The organism is Pseudomonas sp. Pso3, assembly GCF_055393275.1.
The window spans coordinates 835,886-853,627 of sequence record NZ_AP043687.1 but is presented as its reverse complement, the minus strand read 5'-3'; the positions used below and the strand labels follow the sequence as shown (position 1 = coordinate 853,627).

Annotated in this window: 19 protein-coding genes and 1 pseudogene; 11 read left to right on the top strand and 9 right to left on the bottom strand. The window is 68.0% G+C overall.

The features are described 5' to 3' along the window. Nucleotide 1: 1 nt before the first annotated feature. Together ACZ5R1_RS03985 and ACZ5R1_RS03980 are read right to left on the bottom strand one after the other, a co-directional pair. On the bottom strand, nucleotides 2-832 hold the full coding sequence (locus ACZ5R1_RS03985) for a PhzF family phenazine biosynthesis protein (protein WP_288504803.1): 831 nt from the start codon (nucleotides 830-832) through the stop codon (nucleotides 2-4). A gap of 530 nt (nucleotides 833-1,362) precedes the next feature. Continuing rightward, on the bottom strand, nucleotides 1,363-2,127 hold the full coding sequence (locus ACZ5R1_RS03980; protein WP_288474369.1) for a FadR/GntR family transcriptional regulator: 765 nt from the start codon (nucleotides 2,125-2,127) through the stop codon (nucleotides 1,363-1,365). 152 nt (nucleotides 2,128-2,279) lie between these two features. On the opposite strand from ACZ5R1_RS03980, the gene ACZ5R1_RS03975 reads away from it, so the two are divergent. The 5 genes from ACZ5R1_RS03975 (at nucleotide 2,280) to ACZ5R1_RS03955 (ending at nucleotide 6,941) form a co-directional block, all read left to right on the top strand. After that, nucleotides 2,280-3,020: an SDR family oxidoreductase gene (locus tag ACZ5R1_RS03975; RefSeq protein ID WP_007160714.1), complete on the top strand. Its 741-nt coding sequence runs from the start codon at nucleotides 2,280-2,282 to the stop codon at nucleotides 3,018-3,020. A 43-nt stretch (nucleotides 3,021-3,063) separates the two neighbouring features. Further along, nucleotides 3,064-3,912, top strand: coding sequence for an ureidoglycolate lyase (locus tag ACZ5R1_RS03970; RefSeq protein ID WP_042136993.1), 849 nt, complete (start codon nucleotides 3,064-3,066; stop codon nucleotides 3,910-3,912). Between the two features lie 106 nt (nucleotides 3,913-4,018). Further along, nucleotides 4,019-5,311, top strand: a complete 1,293-nt coding sequence (locus tag ACZ5R1_RS03965) for an L-fuconate dehydratase (protein WP_464712821.1) — start codon at nucleotides 4,019-4,021, stop codon at nucleotides 5,309-5,311. Beyond that, nucleotides 5,308-6,168, top strand: a complete 861-nt coding sequence (locus tag ACZ5R1_RS03960; protein ID WP_288474362.1) for an amidohydrolase family protein — start codon at nucleotides 5,308-5,310, stop codon at nucleotides 6,166-6,168. Before ACZ5R1_RS03965 ends, ACZ5R1_RS03960 begins: the two co-directional genes overlap by 4 nt. Continuing rightward, complete coding sequence (locus tag ACZ5R1_RS03955; RefSeq protein WP_464712820.1) at nucleotides 6,165-6,941, top strand: L-fucose dehydrogenase; 777 nt, start codon at nucleotides 6,165-6,167, stop codon at nucleotides 6,939-6,941. The genes ACZ5R1_RS03960 and ACZ5R1_RS03955 overlap by 4 nt, the downstream gene beginning before the upstream one ends. A gap of 433 nt (nucleotides 6,942-7,374) precedes the next feature. Here the strand turns inward: ACZ5R1_RS03955 and ACZ5R1_RS03950 are convergent, their stop codons facing one another. Further along, the gene (locus tag ACZ5R1_RS03950; protein ID WP_169742428.1) at nucleotides 7,375-7,512 is read right to left on the bottom strand and encodes a hypothetical protein; all 138 of its coding nucleotides are present in this window, start codon (nucleotides 7,510-7,512) and stop codon (nucleotides 7,375-7,377) included. A 60-nt stretch (nucleotides 7,513-7,572) separates the two neighbouring features. After that, complete coding sequence (locus ACZ5R1_RS03945) at nucleotides 7,573-8,136, bottom strand: TetR/AcrR family transcriptional regulator (RefSeq protein WP_027600910.1); 564 nt, start codon at nucleotides 8,134-8,136, stop codon at nucleotides 7,573-7,575. Between the two features lie 73 nt (nucleotides 8,137-8,209). Here ACZ5R1_RS03945 and ACZ5R1_RS03940 point away from each other — a divergent pair, with 73 nt between their 5' ends. The 5 genes and pseudogenes from ACZ5R1_RS03940 to ACZ5R1_RS03920 all read left to right on the top strand — a co-directional run bounded on the left by ACZ5R1_RS03940 (nucleotide 8,210) and on the right by ACZ5R1_RS03920 (nucleotide 12,367). Continuing rightward, nucleotides 8,210-9,082 carry an alpha/beta hydrolase family protein gene (locus tag ACZ5R1_RS03940; RefSeq protein WP_288473952.1) on the top strand — a complete coding sequence of 291 codons (873 nt, stop codon included), beginning with the start codon at nucleotides 8,210-8,212 and terminating at the stop codon, nucleotides 9,080-9,082. A 63-nt stretch (nucleotides 9,083-9,145) separates the two neighbouring features. Beyond that, nucleotides 9,146-9,506, top strand: a pseudogene (locus ACZ5R1_RS03935) (NAD(P)(+) transhydrogenase (Re/Si-specific) subunit beta); the annotation flags it as partial. 258 nt (nucleotides 9,507-9,764) lie between these two features. Next, on the top strand, nucleotides 9,765-10,886 hold the full coding sequence (locus tag ACZ5R1_RS03930) for a hypothetical protein (RefSeq protein ID WP_288473950.1): 1,122 nt from the start codon (nucleotides 9,765-9,767) through the stop codon (nucleotides 10,884-10,886). Nucleotides 10,887-10,999: 113 nt separating this feature from the next. Beyond that, nucleotides 11,000-11,482 carry a hypothetical protein gene (locus ACZ5R1_RS03925; RefSeq protein WP_027600102.1) on the top strand — a complete coding sequence of 161 codons (483 nt, stop codon included), beginning with the start codon at nucleotides 11,000-11,002 and terminating at the stop codon, nucleotides 11,480-11,482. Nucleotides 11,483-11,551: 69 nt separating this feature from the next. After that, nucleotides 11,552-12,367 carry a glucose 1-dehydrogenase gene (locus ACZ5R1_RS03920; protein WP_288473947.1) on the top strand — a complete coding sequence of 272 codons (816 nt, stop codon included), beginning with the start codon at nucleotides 11,552-11,554 and terminating at the stop codon, nucleotides 12,365-12,367. On the opposite strand, the gene ACZ5R1_RS03915 is transcribed toward ACZ5R1_RS03920, so the two are convergent. From ACZ5R1_RS03915 to ACZ5R1_RS03900, 4 genes are all read right to left on the bottom strand, one after another. Next, on the bottom strand, nucleotides 12,364-13,524 hold the full coding sequence (locus ACZ5R1_RS03915) for a sensor histidine kinase (RefSeq protein WP_288473944.1): 1,161 nt from the start codon (nucleotides 13,522-13,524) through the stop codon (nucleotides 12,364-12,366). The two genes, ACZ5R1_RS03920 and ACZ5R1_RS03915, sit on opposite strands and share 4 nt — an antisense overlap. Nucleotides 13,525-13,602: 78 nt before the next feature. Further along, nucleotides 13,603-13,854: a hypothetical protein gene (locus ACZ5R1_RS03910; RefSeq protein WP_288473942.1), complete on the bottom strand. Its 252-nt coding sequence runs from the start codon at nucleotides 13,852-13,854 to the stop codon at nucleotides 13,603-13,605. 102 nt (nucleotides 13,855-13,956) lie between these two features. After that, nucleotides 13,957-14,457: a GNAT family N-acetyltransferase gene (locus ACZ5R1_RS03905; protein WP_288473940.1), complete on the bottom strand. Its 501-nt coding sequence runs from the start codon at nucleotides 14,455-14,457 to the stop codon at nucleotides 13,957-13,959. A gap of 108 nt (nucleotides 14,458-14,565) precedes the next feature. Next, the gene (locus ACZ5R1_RS03900; RefSeq protein ID WP_288473938.1) at nucleotides 14,566-15,735 is read right to left on the bottom strand and encodes an MFS transporter; all 1,170 of its coding nucleotides are present in this window, start codon (nucleotides 15,733-15,735) and stop codon (nucleotides 14,566-14,568) included. A gap of 96 nt (nucleotides 15,736-15,831) precedes the next feature. On the opposite strand from ACZ5R1_RS03900, the gene ACZ5R1_RS03895 reads away from it, so the two are divergent. Then, entirely contained in the window at nucleotides 15,832-16,725 is an 894-nt protein-coding gene (locus ACZ5R1_RS03895; protein WP_115945283.1) for a LysR family transcriptional regulator, read from the top strand. Nucleotides 16,726-16,730: 5 nt separating this feature from the next. Here the strand turns inward: ACZ5R1_RS03895 and pip are convergent, their stop codons facing one another. Continuing rightward, nucleotides 16,731-17,711, bottom strand: coding sequence for a prolyl aminopeptidase (pip, locus tag ACZ5R1_RS03890; protein WP_115945282.1), 981 nt, complete (start codon nucleotides 17,709-17,711; stop codon nucleotides 16,731-16,733). Nucleotides 17,712-17,742: the final 31 nt, after the last annotated feature.

The following is a 17,742-nucleotide window of genomic DNA, read 5'->3' as shown; positions in this document are numbered from 1 at the left end:
CCTAGAGGCTGAGGGTGCCGCGGATGCAGTCCTGCACCGCGCCGCCCACCCAGATCTGGTCGGCGATGCGGGCTACCCGCACCCGGCCGCGCCGGCCGAGAACCGTGCCCTGGCTGGCCAGATAGCGCTCCGGCGCCAGGCCCGCCGGGATCAGCCACTGCGCCAGGCTGGCGTTGAGGCTGCCGGTGACGGGGTCTTCGGCGTATTCCTCGCCCATCAGGGCGCGCACCTCGAATTGCGCCTCGGCGGCGCTGCCCGTCCAGGGGGCGATCAGGCCGACGTTGAGGCCTTCCAGGGCAGCATAGTCCGGGCGGAGCTCCAGCAATTCCTCACGACTCTCCAGCAGCACCGCCACCCAGCCGGGGCCGTTGTCGGCCCACTGGCTGGCCTGGATGCGCTCAGGCGCCAGGCCGGTGCCCCGGGCGATGCGCGCCAGTACCTCGGGCTCCACCGCACCGCCTCGCACCAGCGGCGGCGCGGCAAAGGCCAGCTCCTCCCCGGCGGCGCGGATCGGCACCAGGCCGGCGCCGCATTCCTGGATCACTTCGCCGCCCTTGGGCCGCCCGCCTTCGCGCAACCAGACATGGCAGCTGCCCAGGGTCGGATGGCCGGCAAAGGGTAGCTCGCGCTGCGGGGTGAAGATGCGCACCCGGTAGTCCGCCGCCGGATCGGTGGGCTGCAGCAGGAAGGTGGTTTCCGACAGATTGGTCCAGCGCGCCAGGGCGGCCATCTGCTCGGTGGACAGCGCATCGGCGCCGCATACCACCGCCAGGGCATTGCCCTCCAGGGGGCGCTGGGCGAAGACATCGACCTGATGGAAGACGAGGGACATGGCGGCGGACTCCTTGGGCAAAGCGCCGATTGTCCGCGGTCGGGCGCCGGTGGGGCCAGCCACAGCCGGGTCGCTAAATGGCCGTACAGACGGGCGTTGCGCGCGGGATTCGCGTGGAAAACGCTGCGCGGTTTTCCACCCTACGGTGTCGCCCTACGGCATCGACGCGAGCTTGCCCTCACCCCAGCCCTCTCCCAGAGGGAGAGGGGGCGGGTCCGCGCGGAGGGGTAGCGCCGTGCCGTAGCGTGGACAACGGCGCAGCCTTGTCCACGAATCATCGCTCACCCGTAGGTTGGCACTGAGCGCAGCGAAGCCCAACGGGCACTAGCCACCCTCACCCCAGCCCTCTCCCCAAGGGAGAGGGGGCGGTTCCGCGCGGAGGGGTAGCGCCGTGCCGTAGCGTGGACAACGGCGCAGCCTTGTCCACGAATCATCGCTCACCCGTAGGTTGGCACTGAGCGCAGCGAAGCCCAACGGCCAGGCTACCCGCCCTCACCCCAACCCTCTCCCCGAGGGAGCGGGGCAGCCCCTCACTCCACCGCCGGCCGCGCGAAGATGCGGGTCACGGCATCGAGGTGCGCGGCCATGGCCTGGCGGGCGGCGTCGGGGTCGTGGGCTTCCAGGGCTTCGAGAATGGCCAGGTGCTCCTGCTGGGAGCGGTCGGGCATGTCTTCGGGGGTGTAGCGGCGCTGCAGCAGCTGGAACATGCTGCCGTAGCGATGGCCGAGCAGATGGCGCAGCAGCAGCGCATAGGCCGGATTGCCGCTGGCCTGGGCGATGCGGATATGGAACAGCCGGTCGCCGGGATGGGTGGTCGACCCCAGGCGATTGTCCTCGACGTTGCGCCCATAGGCCGCGCGGATGCCGGCCAGTTCGCTGGCGCTGGCATGGCTTGCGGCCAGGGCGGCGGCCTCCGGTTCCACCAGGCGGCGCGCCTGCAGCAGGGCGAAGGGCGGGATCTCGGCGTCCAGATCCAGCGCCAGGCTCAGCTCCGGATCCATCTCCGCCCACTGGCCGCGCCCGGCCAGCTCCAGCACCGGGGTGTCCGGTGGCGGCGGGGCGCTGGACGCGCAGACCCGCACGCCATCGCCGACGCGCACGTCCACCAGGCCGATCACCTCCAGGGCGATCAGCGCCTCGCGCACCGAGGCGCGACTCACCCCCAGCTGCTTGGCCAATTCGCGCTCGGCGGGCAGGCAACTGCCCGGCGGATATTCGCCGCCGTCGATGAGGGCGCGCAGCTGATCGGCGATCTGCCGGTAAAGCCGTGGTTTTTCAATCACCTGAAGGGGCATGGCGGTCTCGTCTCATGCAGGTCGCGCAGTCTGCCGCGAAAAAATCCTTGCCTGAGAGCCTAGCAGGGTCTAAACAATAGGACCAATGGCCTGACCATTGACCGCTGGCGGTCAGGCGACTCACAACAATAATCAGCCAAGAGGTCTCCCGCATGAGTCATGCAGGCAAACGCGTCCTGGTCACCGCCGCCGGCCAGGGGATCGGCCGGGCCACAGCCCTCGCCTTCCATCGCGCCGGTGCCGAGGTCATCGCCACCGACATCAATGCCGCCGCCCTGGACAGCCTCGAAGGGCTGCGTACCCGGGTGCTCGACGTCACCGATGCCGCCGCCGTGACGGCCCTGGTCGCCGACCTGGGCAGCCTGGACGTCCTGTTCAACTGCGCCGGCTATGTCCACGCCGGCAGCATTCTCGATTGCGACGAAGACGCCTGGCGCTTCTCCTTCGAACTCAACGCCACCGCCATGTACCGCATGATCCGCGCCGTGCTGCCCGGCATGCTGGCCCAGGGCGGCGGCTGCATCATCAACATGGCCTCGATCGCCTCCAGCCTCAAGGGCGTGGCCAATCGCTGCGCCTATGGCGCCAGCAAGGCGGCGGTGATCGGCCTGACCAAGTCGGTGGCCGCCGACTATGTCGGCCAGGGCATCCGCTGCAACGCCATCTGCCCCGGCACCGTGGATTCCCCCTCGCTGCACCAGCGCATCGCCGACCAGGCCGCCCGCGAAGGCCGCAGCGAAGCCGAGGTCCAGGCCGCCTTCGCCGCCCGCCAGCCGATGGGTCGCGTGGGCCGGCCGGAGGAGATCGCCGCCCTCGCCCTGTATCTTGCCTCCGACGCCGCCGCCTTCGTCACCGGGACCGCCCAGGTGATCGATGGTGGCTGGAGCGTCTGACGCCGTTTTTCGTCCGCACCCTTTTCCCCTCATAGGAGCTCCGATGAAACTCTTGCGCTACGGCCCCCAGGGCCAGGAAAAACCCGGTCTGCTGGATGCCCAGGGCCGGCTTCGCGATCTCTCCGGCCAGGTGGCCGATCTCGCCGGCGAGGCGCTCGGCGCCGAATCCCTGGCCCGGCTGCGTCAGCTGGACCCGGACAGCCTGCCACTGGTGGACGGCACCCCGCGCCTCGGCCCCTGCGTGGGCCGGGTCGGCAAGTTCATCTGCATTGGCCTCAACTACGCCGACCACGCCGCCGAATCCGGTCTGGACGTGCCCAAGGAGCCGGTGGTGTTCAACAAGTGGACCAGCGCCATCTGCGGGCCCAACGACGCCGTGCAGATCCCCCGCGACTCGACCAAGACCGACTGGGAAGTGGAGCTGGGCGTGGTGATCGGCAAGGCCGGGCGCTACATCGACGAAGCCAACGCCCTGGATCACGTGGCCGGCTATTGCGTGGTCAACGACGTCTCCGAGCGCGAGTGGCAACTCGAACGCGGCGGCACCTGGGACAAGGGCAAGGGCTTCGACACCTTCGGCCCGCTCGGCCCCTGGCTGGTGACCGCCGATGAGGTGGCCGATCCGCAGAACCTCGACCTCTGGCTGGAGGTGGACGGCCACCGCTACCAGAACGGCAACACCCGCACCATGATCTTCACGGTGGCCCAGATCATCGCCTACCTCAGCCGCTGCATGAGTCTGCAACCGGGTGACGTCATCTCCACCGGTACCCCGCCGGGCGTGGGCATGGGCGTCAAGCCGCAGTCGGTGTACCTCAAGCCCGGCCAGGAAATGCGCCTGGGCATCCAGGGCCTGGGCGAGCAGCACCAGCGCACCGTCGCCGCCGACTAGGGCAAGCCACCCCCGCCCAAACCTGGCAAACCCCCGTGCCCGCTTTTCATCGAGCGGGCACGGGGCCGGGTTCGCTCAGCCCGTGAAAACCCTCGAGGACAGCGCCATGCCAACAACAATTACCGGCCTGCAGATCGAAGACATCCGCTTTCCCACCAGCCAGGCGCTGGATGGCTCCGATGCCATGAATCCGGATCCGGACTACTCCGCCGCCTACGTCATCCTGCAGACCGACCAGCCGGGGCTGGAGGGTCACGGCCTCACCTTCACCATCGGCCGCGGCAACGAGATCTGCTGCGCCGCCCTGCGCGCCCTGGAGCCGCGGGTGCAAGGCCTGACCCTGGAGTGGATCCAGGAAGACCCGGGCCGCTTCTGGCGCCACATCACCGGCGACAGCCAGCTGCGCTGGATCGGCCCGGACAAGGGCGCCATCCACCTGGCCACCGGCGCGGTGGTCAACGCCGCCTGGGACCTCTGGGCGCGTGCCGTGGGCAAGCCGGTCTGGCGCCTGGTGGCGGAGATGAGTCCCGAGGAACTGGTGCGCTGCATCGACTTCCGCTATCTCACCGACTGCATCACCCCCGAGGAAGCCCTGGCCCTGCTGCGCCAGCGCGCCAAGGGCAAGGCCGAGCGCCTGCAGCGCCTGGAAGCCGAGGGCTATCCCTGCTACACCACCTCGGCCGGCTGGCTCGGCTATCCCGACGACAAGCTGCGCCGCCTCTGCCAGGAGGCCATCGACGCCGGCTTCTCCCACATCAAGCTCAAGGTCGGTCGCGATCTCGCCGATGACATCCGCCGGGTGCGCATCGCCCGCGAGGTGATCGGCCCCGAGCGCCACCTGATGATCGACGCCAACCAGGTGTGGGAAGTCGGCGAGGCCATCGACTGGGTACGCGAGCTGGCCTTCGCCCAGCCCTGGTTCATCGAGGAACCCACCAGCCCCGACGACGTGGAGGGCCATCGCGCCATCCGCGCGGCGGTGGCACCGGTCAAGGTGGCCACCGGCGAGATGTGCCAGAACCGCATCCTCTTCAAGCAATTCATCATGCGCGGCGGCCTGGACGTGGTGCAGCTCGACGCTTGCCGCCTGGGCGGCCTCAACGAGGTGCTGGCGGTGCAGCTGATGGCCGCCAAGTACGACCTGCCGGTCTGCCCCCATGCCGGCGGCGTGGGCCTCTGCGAATACGTGCAGCACCTGGCGATGATCGACTACCTCTGCGTCGCCGGCACCCATGAGGGCCGGGTGGTGGAATACGTCGATCACCTCCACGAACACTTCGAGGACCCCTGCCGGGTGCGCGGCGCCGCCTATCTCGCGCCCCAGGCGCCGGGGTTCTCCATCGCCATCAAGGCCGCCTCCCGGGCGCGCTATCGCCATGCCGGAGGGCAGCCGTCATGAGCCCGCGCCTGGATGCCCACCAGCACTTCTGGCGCTATCGGCCGGCCGAATTCGCCTGGATCGACGGGCGCATGGCCGGGCTGCAACGCGATCACCTGCCCGCCGATCTGCAACCACACCTGCAGCGGGCCGGTTTCGACGGCTGCATCGCCGTCCAGGCGCGCACCCTGGAAGAGGAGACGGACTTTCTGCTCGACCTCGCCGCCCGCACGCCCTGGGTGCAGGCGGTGGTCGGCTGGACCGACCTGCGCGCCGCCGACCTGGTGGCGCGCCTGGAACGGCGCCAGGGCAGTCGTCACCTGCGCGGCTTCCGCCATCCGGTGCAGGACGAGGCCGATCCCGGCGCCTGGCTGGCCGATGCCGCCGCCAACCGGGGCGTCGCCACCCTGCAGCGGCACGGCTATCTCTATGAACTGCTGATCCACGCCGAGACCCTGCCCGCCGCCACCGCCTTCGCCGCGCGCCATGACCACGGCGTGCTGGTGCTGGACCACCTGGGCAAGCCACCGGGCCGGGTCGCGCCCGCCGACTACGCTCGGCTGCTGGCGCCCCTGGCGCGGCTGCCCCATGTGCATTGCAAGCTGTCCGGACTGGTCACCGAGGCCGACTGGCAGGGCTGGCAGGCGGAGCAATTGCTGCCCTATGCCCGTATCGCCCTGGAGGCCTTCGGGCCGGAGCGCCTGCTGTTCGGCTCGGACTGGCCGGTCTGCACCCTGGCCGCCAGCTACGCCGAGGTGGTCGACCTGGCCGAGCAGGCATTGCTGGAGCTCACGACGGGTGAACGCGCCGCGGTCTTTGGCGGCAACGCGGCCCGGCTCTATGGTCTGGGCACCCAGCCACGGGAGGCCGTGGCATGAATCTGCACCTGACCGACAAGGTGTTCCTGGTCAGCGGCGGCGGCTCCGGCATCGGCGCCGCCATCTCCCTGGCCCTGGCGGCCGAGGGCGCCATCCCGGTGATCCTCGCCCGCGAGCCGCTGGCAGCCGACTTCGCCGCGCAACTGGCCGAACGGCAGCCCAGGGCTCGGGCCTTCACCGTGGAGCTGTGCGACGAAGCCGCCTGCGAGCGGACCGTGGCCGCCGTGCAGGATGCCTATGGGCGCATCAATGGACTGGTCAACAACGCCGGAGTCAACGATGGCGTCAGTCTCAGCGCCGGTCGCGCCGCCTTCGTCGCCTCCCTGGAACGCAACCTGGTGCATTACTATCACCTGGCGCACCTCTGCCTGCCGGCATTGCGCGCCAGCACCGGCGCCATCGTCAACATCGCCTCCAAGACCGCCCTTTCCGGCCAGGGCGACACCAGCGGCTACACCGCGGCCAAGGGCGGCGTGCTGGCCCTGACCCGCGAGTGGGCCGCCTCGCTGCTGGACGACGGCATCCGCGTCAACGCGGTGATCCCCGCCGAGGTCATGACCCCGCTCTACGAACGCTGGCTGCAGGGCTTTCCCGACCCGGCTGCCAAGCTCGCCGCCATCACCGCGCGCATCCCCCTCGGCCGCCGCATGACCACCCCGGAGGAGATCGCCGACACCGTGGCCTTCCTGCTCTCGCCACGCTCCAGCCATACCACCGGGCAGTGGCTGAGCGTCGATGGCGGCTATCTGCATCTGGATCGGGCGTTGACGTGAGGGAATGAGGCGGAGGAGCAGGAAGGCGCCCTCACCCCAGCCCTCTCCCGGAGGGAGAGGGGGCGGTATTATGGTGACGGCAGGGTTTGGCGTTAGCCGAGATCATCGATACGTGGAAAACGCTGCGCGGTTTTCCACCCTACCCATCTGCCGTAGGTTGGCGAGAGCGAGCTCCCGTAGGGTGGACAACGGCGCAGCCTTGTCCACGCGCCGGGCACCAAAACCGCTGTTGGAGTGCAGGCCTGCCGCTGTGGCCACCCTCACCCCAGCCCTCTCCCCGGGGGAGAGGGGGCGGTATCGGAGTCAGCGGTTGGATCATCCATACGTGGAAAACGCTACGCGGTTTTCCACCCTACCCATCCGACGTAGGTTGGCGAGAGCGAGCTCCCGTAGGGTGGACAACGGCGCAGCCTTGTCCACGCGGCAGGCACCGCTAGCGCTTCGGACTCAACGGACTGTCGTCCAGATCCTCGCGCTCTTCGGTGGTGGTGGTGTTGGCCGAATCCGGCACGTCGCCGTATTCGTCGTAGTCGTGGGGGGTCTGCTTATCATCCGCAGGTTCGGGATTCATGGGGTACTCCGCTCGTAGAGGCACCCTTGGTGGAGTCCGCCGGCCCCGGCGGCGTTCCCGCTAGACTAGCGCCACCAGACGTTCGGCGACCCGGTCGAAGGGTTCGATGCTGCGCTGGGCGCGGCACAGCGGGATCACCCCCTGCACCGCCGCCACCAGCAGCGTGGCCAATCCCGCTGCCGCCTCCGGCGCATGACCATGCTCGACCAGCGCCACCTGCAGCCGAGCCTCCCAGCGGCGATAGATGCCCGCCGCCGCGTCCAGCTCGCGCTGGGCGATCTCGTCCACCGGTTCTTCCACCGCCACCGCCATCACCGGGCAGCCGACGCGAAAGTCCGAGTCCAGCAGGATGTCGCGCCAGAGTCGCAAAAAGCCCTGGATTCCCGCCAGGGCCCCAGCCTGCAGCTGGCGCTCCAGATCGCGACTGACCTGGGCGCCGGCCAGCTCCACCGCCTCCACCACCAGCTGGTGCTTGCCACCGGGGAAGTGATGATAGGTGGACCCCAGCGGCGCCTCGGCGCGCTTGATGGTCTCGCGGATGCTGGTGGCATTGAGGCCGTGCTGCGCCAGCATGGCCGAAGCCGCCACCACCACCCGTTCCCGTACCGTCGACTGCTCGGTCATCCATTCTCCTTGCTATGACAGTCGTCATAATCTACCGTCCAGGCATTATAACAACTGTCATAGGGACCACCCCATGCCCAGCGACGCCCTCGTCGAGGAGCTGATCACCGCGGACGGTTATCGCCTCAGCACCAGTCGCTATCCCGCCCAGGGGCCGCTGCAGGGACGGCTGATCGTCGCCGGCGCCACCGCCGTGCCCCAAGGCTTCTATCGACGTTTCGCCCAGCACGCCGCGGCCCGCGGTTTCGAGACCCTGACCTTCGATTACCGCGGCATCGGCCGTTCGGCGCCGGCCTCGCTCAAGGGCTTTCGCATGGACCTGCTGGACTGGGCGCGCCAGGACCTCGCCGCCGCCGTGGACAGCATGGCCCAGGGCGACGTCCCCCTCTACCTGGTCGGCCACTCCTATGGCGGCCACGCCTTCGGCCTCCTGCCCAACCACGCCAAGGTGGCCGGCTTCTATGTCTTCGGCACCAGCGCCGGCTGGTACGGCTATATGCCGCCGCTGGAAAGACTCAAGGTGCTGACCATGTGGAAACTGGTCCTGCCGGTGCTGACCTGGTGGAAGGGCTACTGCCCCTGGAGCGCCCTGGGCCTGGGCGAAGACCTGCCGCGCGACGTCTATCGCCAGTGGCGCCACTGGTGCAGCTATCCCCATTACTTCTTCGACGACCCGGCCATGCAGGGCATCGAAGCCGGCTATGCCGAGGTGCGCACCCCCATCGTCGCGGTCAACGCCCTGGACGATCTCTGGGCCACCCCGCAATCGCGCGATGCCTTCATGCAGGCCTATCGCAACGTCGACCTCCAGCGCGAAGACCTCGACCCCCGCCAGCACGGCGGCGCCATCGGCCACATGGGCTATTTCCGCGCCAGCGCCCAGCCGCTGTGGGATAGGGCGTTGGATTGGTTCGCTGCCCTGCCCCGGATGCCCGCGCCGAACTAGATTCCAAGCGAGCCGCCGGCTCGATCACCTGTCACTTTGCCAAAAGCTTGCCATCGTTTCGAACACCCGGTGGTCGGCCGCATGCCCGGCCATATAAACGTGTTGCTGGCCGAAGCCGAGATGCCCTACGGCCAGGTGTTCGAGATGGACGACATCACCTCCGAGTTTGGCCAGGCCGACGGGGTGCTGGTGCTCCGCGCCAAGGATGTGGTCAACCCGGCTGCCAACAACGACCCCAAGTCGCCCATCGCCGGCATGCCTATCTTCGATAGCCTTCAAGGCCAAGACGAACATCGTCAACAAGAGATCCGTGGCCAGCGGCTATGTGGGTCTCGGCAACGAACTCTTCTACCTGGACAATACCCTGATGGTCTTTGGCGACGCCAAGAAGGTCATCGAGGAGACGGTCAAGGCGGTGGATTAAGTCGGAGCCCCTCGCGACCGCTTGAGTGGTCGCGAGGGATTTTCCTTGGCGCTCCATAAGACATACGTTTCTCTTTCGAAGCCTCCAGGCTTACGCACTCAACGCAAGGTTGTTCACGCAAGGATCAGCATCGCTCCTTCGACCGATTGCGCCTTCAGCCTTATCAGTCAGATTATTTCCCAGCGCCTCACCTATCCCCTACCCCCCAATCGAACGCTCACGCTCCGGGCTCTCCCGCCCCTCACAAGGACCGTCCCCATGCAAACCTCCCGCTCCCTCATGGTCGCGTTACTGCTAGCCAACACCGGTGCCGCCTGGGCCGCGTCCAATACGGCCAACGTCCAGCAGAACGGCGGCTTCAATGTAGTGAACCTGAACCAGGGCAGCGATTTGTCGGCGCGCAACCAGGCGGATATCCAGCAGAGCGGCAGCTTTCTCAATGCCCAGGTCACCCAGCAGAACGATGCCGATGACCGCGTGCGGGTGGTGCAGACCAACGCCAGGAGCGCGGTCGAGGTCAATCAGGTCTGGGGATCGCAGCGCCTGGTGGATATCGAGCAGCGCGATGGCGGCTATGACCGGGTGCAGGTCGATCAGGGACCGGGCAGCGGCAACGCGACGGTGGTGCGCCAGAGCGGCTTGCGGCAGGACACCTCTGTCCATCAGGACGGCGGCTATCATCGGATCGACATCGAGCAGGACAGCTACGCGGCGGGCCAGAACACCCTGACGGTCCGCCAGGATGGACTCAACGGCAAGCTGGACCTGGCTCAGCACGGTGACCGCCAGGACCTGCAGGTGACCAGCTTCGGCCTGCGCAACGAGGCCTGGGTGAGTCAGAACGGCGAGGACTCGACCACCATCGTCGAACAGCGCGGCAATGACAACTATATCGGCCTCAAACAAGGCGGCGAGCGGGTGGATTCCAAGGTGGTGCAGGAGGGCAACGGCAACGATGCCCGCGTTCGGCACTCCAGCAGCTACTCGCGGCCCAGTACCGTCGACATCGCCCAGCGCGGCGATCTCAACCGCGCGGACGTGAATGTCTATGGCGTGGGCAGCAGGCTGACCCTGGCGCAGACAGGTAACGGCAATGGCGCCTCTGCCACCGTCTCCGGCGAGGGTAATCAGCTGGATCTGGCGTCCAATGGCGACGCCAATGGCATCACCGCCTATTACCTGGGCAACGACGGCCAGCTGAAGGTCGATCAGCAGGGCGACAATCTTGGGGTGACGGCCTACGTGACCGGTAATGCTTCCAGCATCACCGTCGCCCAGAGCGGCAGCCAGCACACCGCCGACCTCACCCAGAGCACCGCGGGCAATGCCATCAACCTGACCCAGAGCGGCTTCTCCAACCACGCCGTCATCAGCCAGTAGCCAGGCATCAGCGGGGCCCCTCCGGCGGCCGCCGAGGGCCCCGCCGCCCTTCTCGCTCAATCTTTGCCCCACGCGGCCGTTATCCTTGAGATGTACCTTTCAAGGAGTCCGCGATGTCCAGCACGCTGTCGGTGAATGGCATCGGCCACGGCATCTTGCGCGCGCCCACGCTCAGGCTGGGTGGCGCGACGGCCAAGCCCACCGCCGAGGAAGAGGCGGCCAAGGTCGAGCAATCCAAGAAGCCCAAGGGGATCGGCAAGCCCAATCCGCTGAACCAGATCAAGGACCAGGCCGAAGCCGACGCTGCCCCTGCCAGCGAGAAGGGCAGCACCGGCAACAAGACCCTGGATACCCTGCAGAAGGCCATCGACATGGCCAAGCGGCAACTGGAGCTGGCGCAGAAGCAATTGCGCGCGGTGGAAGCCCAGAGCAAGGGCGGCAGCAAGGCCGAGCAGGAAGCCAGCCAGGCTGCGCGCGAAGCCGCCCAGGCCAATGTCGCCGCCGCCAGCCAAGCCCTGACGACGGCCTACGCCGCCTATACCGAAGCCCTGAAGAAAGCCGGCGAAAGCACTGGCGGAGTGAGCGCCAAGGCGTGATGCTGGCCCCCTGACCCGACCGGCTGGACTACCCTCGGATGCCTGTCACGATCTGGAGGGCGTATTCCCATGGCAACCAAACTCAAGGGCAAGACCGCCCTGGTCACCGGCGCGGCCCAGGGCATAGGCGCCGCCATCGCCCGGGCTTTCGTCGCGGAAGGCGCCTTCGTCTATGTCACCGACCTGAACGACGAGCTGGGCCACGCCGTCGCGGCCGAGCTGGGCGACCGGGCGCGCTATCTACATCTGGATGTGCGTGACGAAAGTCAATGGCAGCGGGTGACCGGGCAGATCCTCGGGGAGCGCGGTCGGCTCGACGTGCTGGTGAACAACGCCGGGATCACCGGCTTCGAGCAGGGCGTGGTGGCCCAGGATCCGGAACACGCTCGGCTCGAAGACTGGCAGGCGGTGCATCGCACCAATCTCGATGGAGTCTTTCTCGGCTGCAAGCATGGCATCCGCGCCATGCGTCCGGCGGGGGCTGGCTCCATCATCAATATTTCGTCGCGTTCCGGGCTGGTGGGTATCCCCGGCGCGGCGGCCTATGCCTCGTCCAAGGCGGCGGTGCGCAATCACAGCAAGACGGTGGCGCTCTATTGCGCGGAACAGGGCCTCGCCATCCGCTGCAATTCGATCCACCCCGCGGCGATCCTCACACCGATGTGGGAGCCCATGCTGGGCGATGGCCCGGATCGCGCGGCACGCATGGCGGCGCTGGTACGGGACACGCCACTGCGACGCTTTGGCCGCCCCGAAGAGGTGGCGGCCGTGGCGCTGCTGCTGGCGTCCGATGAAGCCGCCTACATGACCGGCAGCGAGCTGAATCTGGATGGCGGCCTGCTGGCCGGTTCGGCGGTGACGCCCGCGGTGGTCGAATCGCCCTAGCCCTTCACCCTGAAGCTCAGCCGCAACTCGGTGCCGCGCTCGCCGGCGCGGGACCATTGGGCGTGGGCGCCGATCTGGCCGGCGAGGCCCTCGATCAGCTTCATGCCGGTGCCCGAGCCGGGCTTGCGGGCGGAGGTCTGCAATGGCAGGCCCTTGCCGTCGTCCTGGATGCGCACGCGCCAGGTGTCGTCCTCGGCGAGATCGATGTCCACCGCCAGCAGGCCGCCCTCGCCGTCGAAAGCGTACTTGAGGCTATTGGAGGCGAATTCGGTGAGGATCATGCCCAGGGGCACGGCGGTGTCCGGGTCCAGGTCGACGTCGGCGATGCCGATCTGCAGCCGCACCTGGCCGGAGTGCTCCTGGTGCAGGTGGCAGAGATTCTCCAGCAGCTGCATGACGAAGGGCCGCAGCCGCAGTTGCTGGGCGGTGTTGGCCGCATAGAGCTGTTCGTGAACCAGGCGCAGGGCGTCGATGCGCGCGCCGATGCCCTGCAGCTCCTGGCGGGCCTCGTCGGACTGCGCCGCGCGGGATCTCAGCCAGACCAAGCCGGCGATGATGGCGATGTGGTTCTTGATGCGGTGCTGCATCTCCTGCATCAGCCGGGTGTTGGCCTGCAGGGCGTCGTTGAGGTCGCTGCTCTTGAGCAGGCGGTCGATGACCGGGCCGAGGATGGTGGCGTAGGTGCGCAGGAATTCCACGTCTTCTTCGCCGAAGTCCCGCGGCTCGCGGGCATCGACCTGCAGCAGGCCATAGGGCCGGCCGCCGGGCAGGAAGATCGGTACGTTCACCAGCGCCTGGACGCCGTGCTCGCGCAGGAAGTCGGGCAGGTCGAAGCGGTCTTCCTGGTGGATGTTCGGGGTGATGACCGGGCGGCTGACCTTGATCGAATAGGCTTCGGACGAGCGCTCGCCAAGGGACACCTTGGCCAGGCCCACTACCCCGGGTTTCCAGCCGACCCCGGCGCGGACCAGCGCCTGGTGCTCGCCGCGCTCGATCTCCAGCACCTTGGACAGTTCGGTGCCGAGGGCATCGCCCACCAGGTGGCAGGCGCGCATGAGGATCTCGTCCAGATCCTCGCAGCGCAGCGCGAAGTCGCCAAAGTCCGCCAGCAGCTTTTGCCGCTGGGTCAGGGCCTGGACCCGCTGTTCATCGTTCATCGAAGGCATTCCTTCTGGCATGGACAAGGCACCGGGATAACGGCGTCAGCGGGCGCTGACCCGGGCCACCCGCTGGCGCTAACCGTCCGGATAGATCTCGTCCGCCGTGATGGCCGGCAGGCTGCCGATGGCGCGCAACTCATTGATGGCGTCGCGGATCACCTCGTAGAGCAGCGCCGTGTTGCGCACCAGCCCCTGGTTGAGCACGCGCGACACCCGCGCCGGCCGGGCGGGATCGATGAGGGTGATCAGCAGGTTGTCACCCTGGGACTGGATCTCGTGCTTGATGGGCGGGTCCAGCGCCGCCAACTGGCTTTTCAGTGCTTGCATGCCGTCTATCCACAGAAGGTCGTTTCTGAATAGTCGGACTGGAAACAACGATCGGGCGTTCAGTGCGTCGAGGGTGACGCACCGAACGGCTGGCGCAGCGCCTCAGAGGGGCGCGTCTTCCTCGCGATAGATCCGCATTCCACGCGCCTGGTAGTTGGCCAGCGCGGCGGGATGATCCAGAGTGCAGGTGTGCACCCAGACGCGCTCGGTGCCAGGCCACTCCCAGGCGGAACGGAGGGCATGGCTGAGCAGCGGACCGCCGAAGCCCAGGCCCAAGAAGGCGCCGGCCAGGCCGAAGTAGCGGATCTCGACATTGCGGCCGTCCGGGCGGTACAGCTCGTAGTAACCGGCGATGGCGCCGCGGTGATAGGCGACCCAGGTGCGGTGCCCGTCCTGCTCCACCAGCGCGCGCCACTGGGCGTCGCTCCAGCCGTTCAGATCGCTCCAGTCCCAGGCCTGGCCGACCAGGGCATAGAGAAAGCGATTGAATTCGGGTTGCGGCACCTCGCACTCGACGATCTGCAGGTCGGGCCGTGGCGGCTTCTCGCGCAACTCGGTCGAGGCCGTCATTTCGAGGTAGAAGGTGGTGCAGGTCCGGTCCATCGCCAAGACTCCCTGGAAAAGGTCAGACCCGATTGTGACCAGAGCGACAGGGGTGGTGCCAGTCTGATTGCGACGCTCGCGGAAAGCGGATCGCCGCAGGTGTCGTGGCTACCCGGCTACCGCGGCCCCGGCGGCCCGACCGCGCCAGGCCAGCGCCAGGGTCATCAGCAGGCCCAGGGCGGCCATGCCGGCGCCGGCCAGGGAGATCGCTGGATAGCCGAGACCGGCGTCGATCACCGCGCCGCCCAGGGCCGCGCCGAGGGCATTGCCCAGGTTGAAGGCGCCGATGTTGACCGCCGAAGCCAGGTTGGGGGCGTCCTTGGCGGCTTCCATCACGCGCATCTGCAGCGGCGGCACCAGGGCGAAGCTGGCGATGCCCCAGACGAGGATGGCTACGGCGGCCGCCAGCGGCCAGCGCATCAGTACGCTGAAGGCCAGCAGCACCACGATGAGCACGCCCAGGGAGGCGATCAGCGTGCGGTCGATGGATTTGTCCGCCGCCTTGCCGCCCCATAGATTGCCCAGGGTCAGGCCAACGCCGAACAGCACCAGCATGGCGGTGATGAAGGCCGTGGAGCCATGGGTCTCGCGGGCAAGGATCGGCGCGATATAGGTGAAGACGGTGAACATGGCACCGGAGCCGACCACGGTCAGCCCCAGGGCGGCCAACACCGGCGGGCGACCCAGCACGCGGATCTCGGCCAGTACCCCGTCGCTCGCGGGCAGGGCCACGTTGGGCAGGGCGAACCAGAGCGCGGCCATGGTCAGCAGACCGAGTCCGGCGATGCCCCAGAAGGCCTGGCGCCAGCCGAGCAATTCACCGAACCAGGTCGCCAGCGGCACCCCGCCGATGGTCGCCAGGGTCAGCCCCATGAACATGGCGGCGACCGCTCCCGCGCGCCGGTCTGGGGCGACCACGCTGGCCGCCACCAGGGCGCCGACGCCAAAGAAGGCGCCATGGTTGAGCGAGGTCACCACCCGGGCGATCAGCAGGCTGGTGTAGTCGGTCGCCAGCGCCGACATCAGGTTACCGAGGGTGAAGATGGCCATCAGGCCGATCAGCAGATGACGGCGCGGAATGCGGCCGGTGGTCAGGGTCATCAGGGGCGCGCCGATCAGTACGCCCAGGGCATAGGCGCTGATCAAGAGACCCGCCGCCGGAATGGACACGCCAAGATCGGCGGCGATGCCCGGCAGCATGCCCATGGGCGCGAATTCGGTGACGCCGATGCCGAAGGCACCGGTGGCCAGGGCCAGCAGGGGTGGATTGATACGCATGGGAAAGGCTCCTTATCTATGCTGCGAATGCTAAGCTCCCCGCTCAAGCGCCGGTAGACGGCGGTTTTGGCATGCACCTTTGCCCTGGAGTCACAAGTGGATCTGAATGGTCGCTCGGGAGAGATGGCGGTGTTCGCCCAGGTTGTGGAGGCCGGCAGCCTGTCCGCCGCCGCTAGAGCCCTGCGCCTGACGCCTTCGGCGGTGAGTCGCTCCATCGCCCGTACCGAGCAGCGCCTCGGCACGCGACTGCTGTTGCGCACCACCCGGGCCATCACCCTCACGGCCGAGGGCGAGGCCTATCTGCGCGCGGCGCGACGCATCCTGGCGGATCTGGCCGAGGTGGAAGACGCCATCGCCGACCAGGGCGTGCCCCGAGGACGGCTGAGGGTCAGCGCCGCCCTCGGTCATGGCCGCATGACCCTGGTGCCGCTGGTGGCGGCCTTTAGCGCCCGCTATCCGGACATCGTGGTGGACCTGGCGCTGGGCGACGAGGTGGTGGACATCCTCGCCGGCCAGGCCGACGTGGCGATCCGCTTCGGCCAACTGGCCGACAGCCCCCTGAGCGCCCGCCCCATCGGCGTCACCGGGCAGGTGGTGGTGGCCTCGCCGGCCTATCTCGCCCGCCACGGTACGCCCCAGGTGCCGGAAGACCTGCTCGAGCACAATTGCCTGAGATTCAACTTTCGCCGCGCTCTGCCCGACTGGCCCTTCGTCCGCGACGGCCAGGCCTTCGCCCTGAAAATCAGCGGCAACATCGAATGCAACAGTGGCGAGGCCCTGGCGCTGCTGGCCCGCGAAGGCGCCGGCATCGCCCGCATCGGGGAATTCAGCGTGGCCGAAGACCTGCGCAGCGGCGCCCTGGTGCCGCTGCTGGAGGCCTGGAATCCGGGCGATCTGGAACCCATCCACGCGGTCTTCGTCGGCGGCTCGACCATGCCGGCGCGGGTACGGGTGTTCGTGGATTTCCTGGTGGAGCGGCTGGGCCACTGACGCCCTCAGGCAAAGCGCCCGTCCCGCTTGAAACGCTCCGTGGCTTCGATCAGGGCACTGGTAGTGCCGGGCTCCGTGGGCGCATGGCCGGCGTCGTTGACGATCTTGAGCACCGAGCCGGGCCAGGCCTTGTGCAGCCGGTAGGCAGAATTGGGTGTGGCGATCATGTCGTGACCGCCCTGGACCAGGTAGCAGGGCAGTTGGCGGATGGGCGCCAGGCCCTGGATCAACTGGTCTTCTTCGAGAAACAGCTGATGCTTGAAGTACCAGGCGTCGAGCACGGCCATGCCCAGGGTGGTCTGCTCATCGGCGGCCTGAGCCTCCACGCCTTCCGGATCGTGGCGCAGCAGGGAACAGCTGGCTGAATAACGTACCCAGGCCCGGGCGGCGTCCAGGCGCGCCTGCGGATCTTCGCCGAGCAGACGTTCGAGGTAGGCGTCCAGAGCCGCATCGCGCCGGTCTTCCGGAATCCAGCTGACGAAATCCTCGTAGGCGCGGGGAAAGAAGCGCCGCATGCCGTGCAGGTACCAGTGCACCTCGTCGGCGGTGCCGAGAAAGATGCCGCGCAGCAGGAAACTCAGGCAGCGCTCGGGATGGGCCTCGCCATAGGCCAGCGCCAGGGTGGTGCCCCAGGAGCCGGCGGTGAGCAGCCAGCGCTCGATACCCAGGTGCTCACGCAACCGTTCGAGGTCATCGATGAGGTGCTGGGTGGTGTTGTCGCGGGTTTCGGCCAGGGGGGTGGATCTCAGGGCGCCGCGCTGATCGAACAGCACGATGCGGTAGTGATCCGGATCCCAGAAGCGCCTCTTGCTGGGCTCGGCCCCCTCGCCCGGTCCGCCGTGCAGGTAGACCACCGGCACGCCCCGGGGATTGCCGCATTCCTCCCAGTAGAGTTCGTGCAACGCGCTCACCCGCAGCCGACCACTGCGGTTGGGCTGCTCGATTTCCGGAAAGAGCTGGTAGGTGACGGCGCAGGGTGCATCCATGGTCGTTTCTCAGGTGGGCTTCGAGGTAGCT

Bases quoted from the DNA above. Each gene is read 5' to 3' on its own strand.
- ACZ5R1_RS03985 (WP_288504803.1), bottom strand. From the start codon at position 832: ATGTCCCTCGTCTTCCATCAGGTCGATGTCTTCGCCCAGCGCCCCCTG.
- ACZ5R1_RS03980 (WP_288474369.1), bottom strand. From the start codon at position 2,127: ATGCCCCTTCAGGTGATTGAAAAACCACGGCTTTACCGGCAGATCGCC.
- ACZ5R1_RS03975 (WP_007160714.1), top strand. From the start codon at position 2,280: ATGAGTCATGCAGGCAAACGCGTCCTGGTCACCGCCGCCGGCCAGGGG.
- ACZ5R1_RS03970 (WP_042136993.1), top strand. From the start codon at position 3,064: ATGAAACTCTTGCGCTACGGCCCCCAGGGCCAGGAAAAACCCGGTCTG.
- ACZ5R1_RS03965 (WP_464712821.1), top strand. From the start codon at position 4,019: ATGCCAACAACAATTACCGGCCTGCAGATCGAAGACATCCGCTTTCCC.
- ACZ5R1_RS03960 (WP_288474362.1), top strand. From the start codon at position 5,308: ATGAGCCCGCGCCTGGATGCCCACCAGCACTTCTGGCGCTATCGGCCG.
- ACZ5R1_RS03955 (WP_464712820.1), top strand. From the start codon at position 6,165: ATGAATCTGCACCTGACCGACAAGGTGTTCCTGGTCAGCGGCGGCGGC.
- ACZ5R1_RS03950 (WP_169742428.1), bottom strand. From the start codon at position 7,512: ATGAATCCCGAACCTGCGGATGATAAGCAGACCCCCCACGACTACGAC.
- ACZ5R1_RS03945 (WP_027600910.1), bottom strand. From the start codon at position 8,136: ATGACCGAGCAGTCGACGGTACGGGAACGGGTGGTGGTGGCGGCTTCG.
- ACZ5R1_RS03940 (WP_288473952.1), top strand. From the start codon at position 8,210: ATGCCCAGCGACGCCCTCGTCGAGGAGCTGATCACCGCGGACGGTTAT.
- ACZ5R1_RS03930 (WP_288473950.1), top strand. From the start codon at position 9,765: ATGCAAACCTCCCGCTCCCTCATGGTCGCGTTACTGCTAGCCAACACC.
- ACZ5R1_RS03925 (WP_027600102.1), top strand. From the start codon at position 11,000: ATGTCCAGCACGCTGTCGGTGAATGGCATCGGCCACGGCATCTTGCGC.
- ACZ5R1_RS03920 (WP_288473947.1), top strand. From the start codon at position 11,552: ATGGCAACCAAACTCAAGGGCAAGACCGCCCTGGTCACCGGCGCGGCC.
- ACZ5R1_RS03915 (WP_288473944.1), bottom strand. From the start codon at position 13,524: ATGAACGATGAACAGCGGGTCCAGGCCCTGACCCAGCGGCAAAAGCTG.
- ACZ5R1_RS03910 (WP_288473942.1), bottom strand. From the start codon at position 13,854: ATGCAAGCACTGAAAAGCCAGTTGGCGGCGCTGGACCCGCCCATCAAG.
- ACZ5R1_RS03905 (WP_288473940.1), bottom strand. From the start codon at position 14,457: ATGGACCGGACCTGCACCACCTTCTACCTCGAAATGACGGCCTCGACC.
- ACZ5R1_RS03900 (WP_288473938.1), bottom strand. From the start codon at position 15,735: ATGCGTATCAATCCACCCCTGCTGGCCCTGGCCACCGGTGCCTTCGGC.
- pip (WP_115945282.1), bottom strand. From the start codon at position 17,711: ATGGATGCACCCTGCGCCGTCACCTACCAGCTCTTTCCGGAAATCGAG.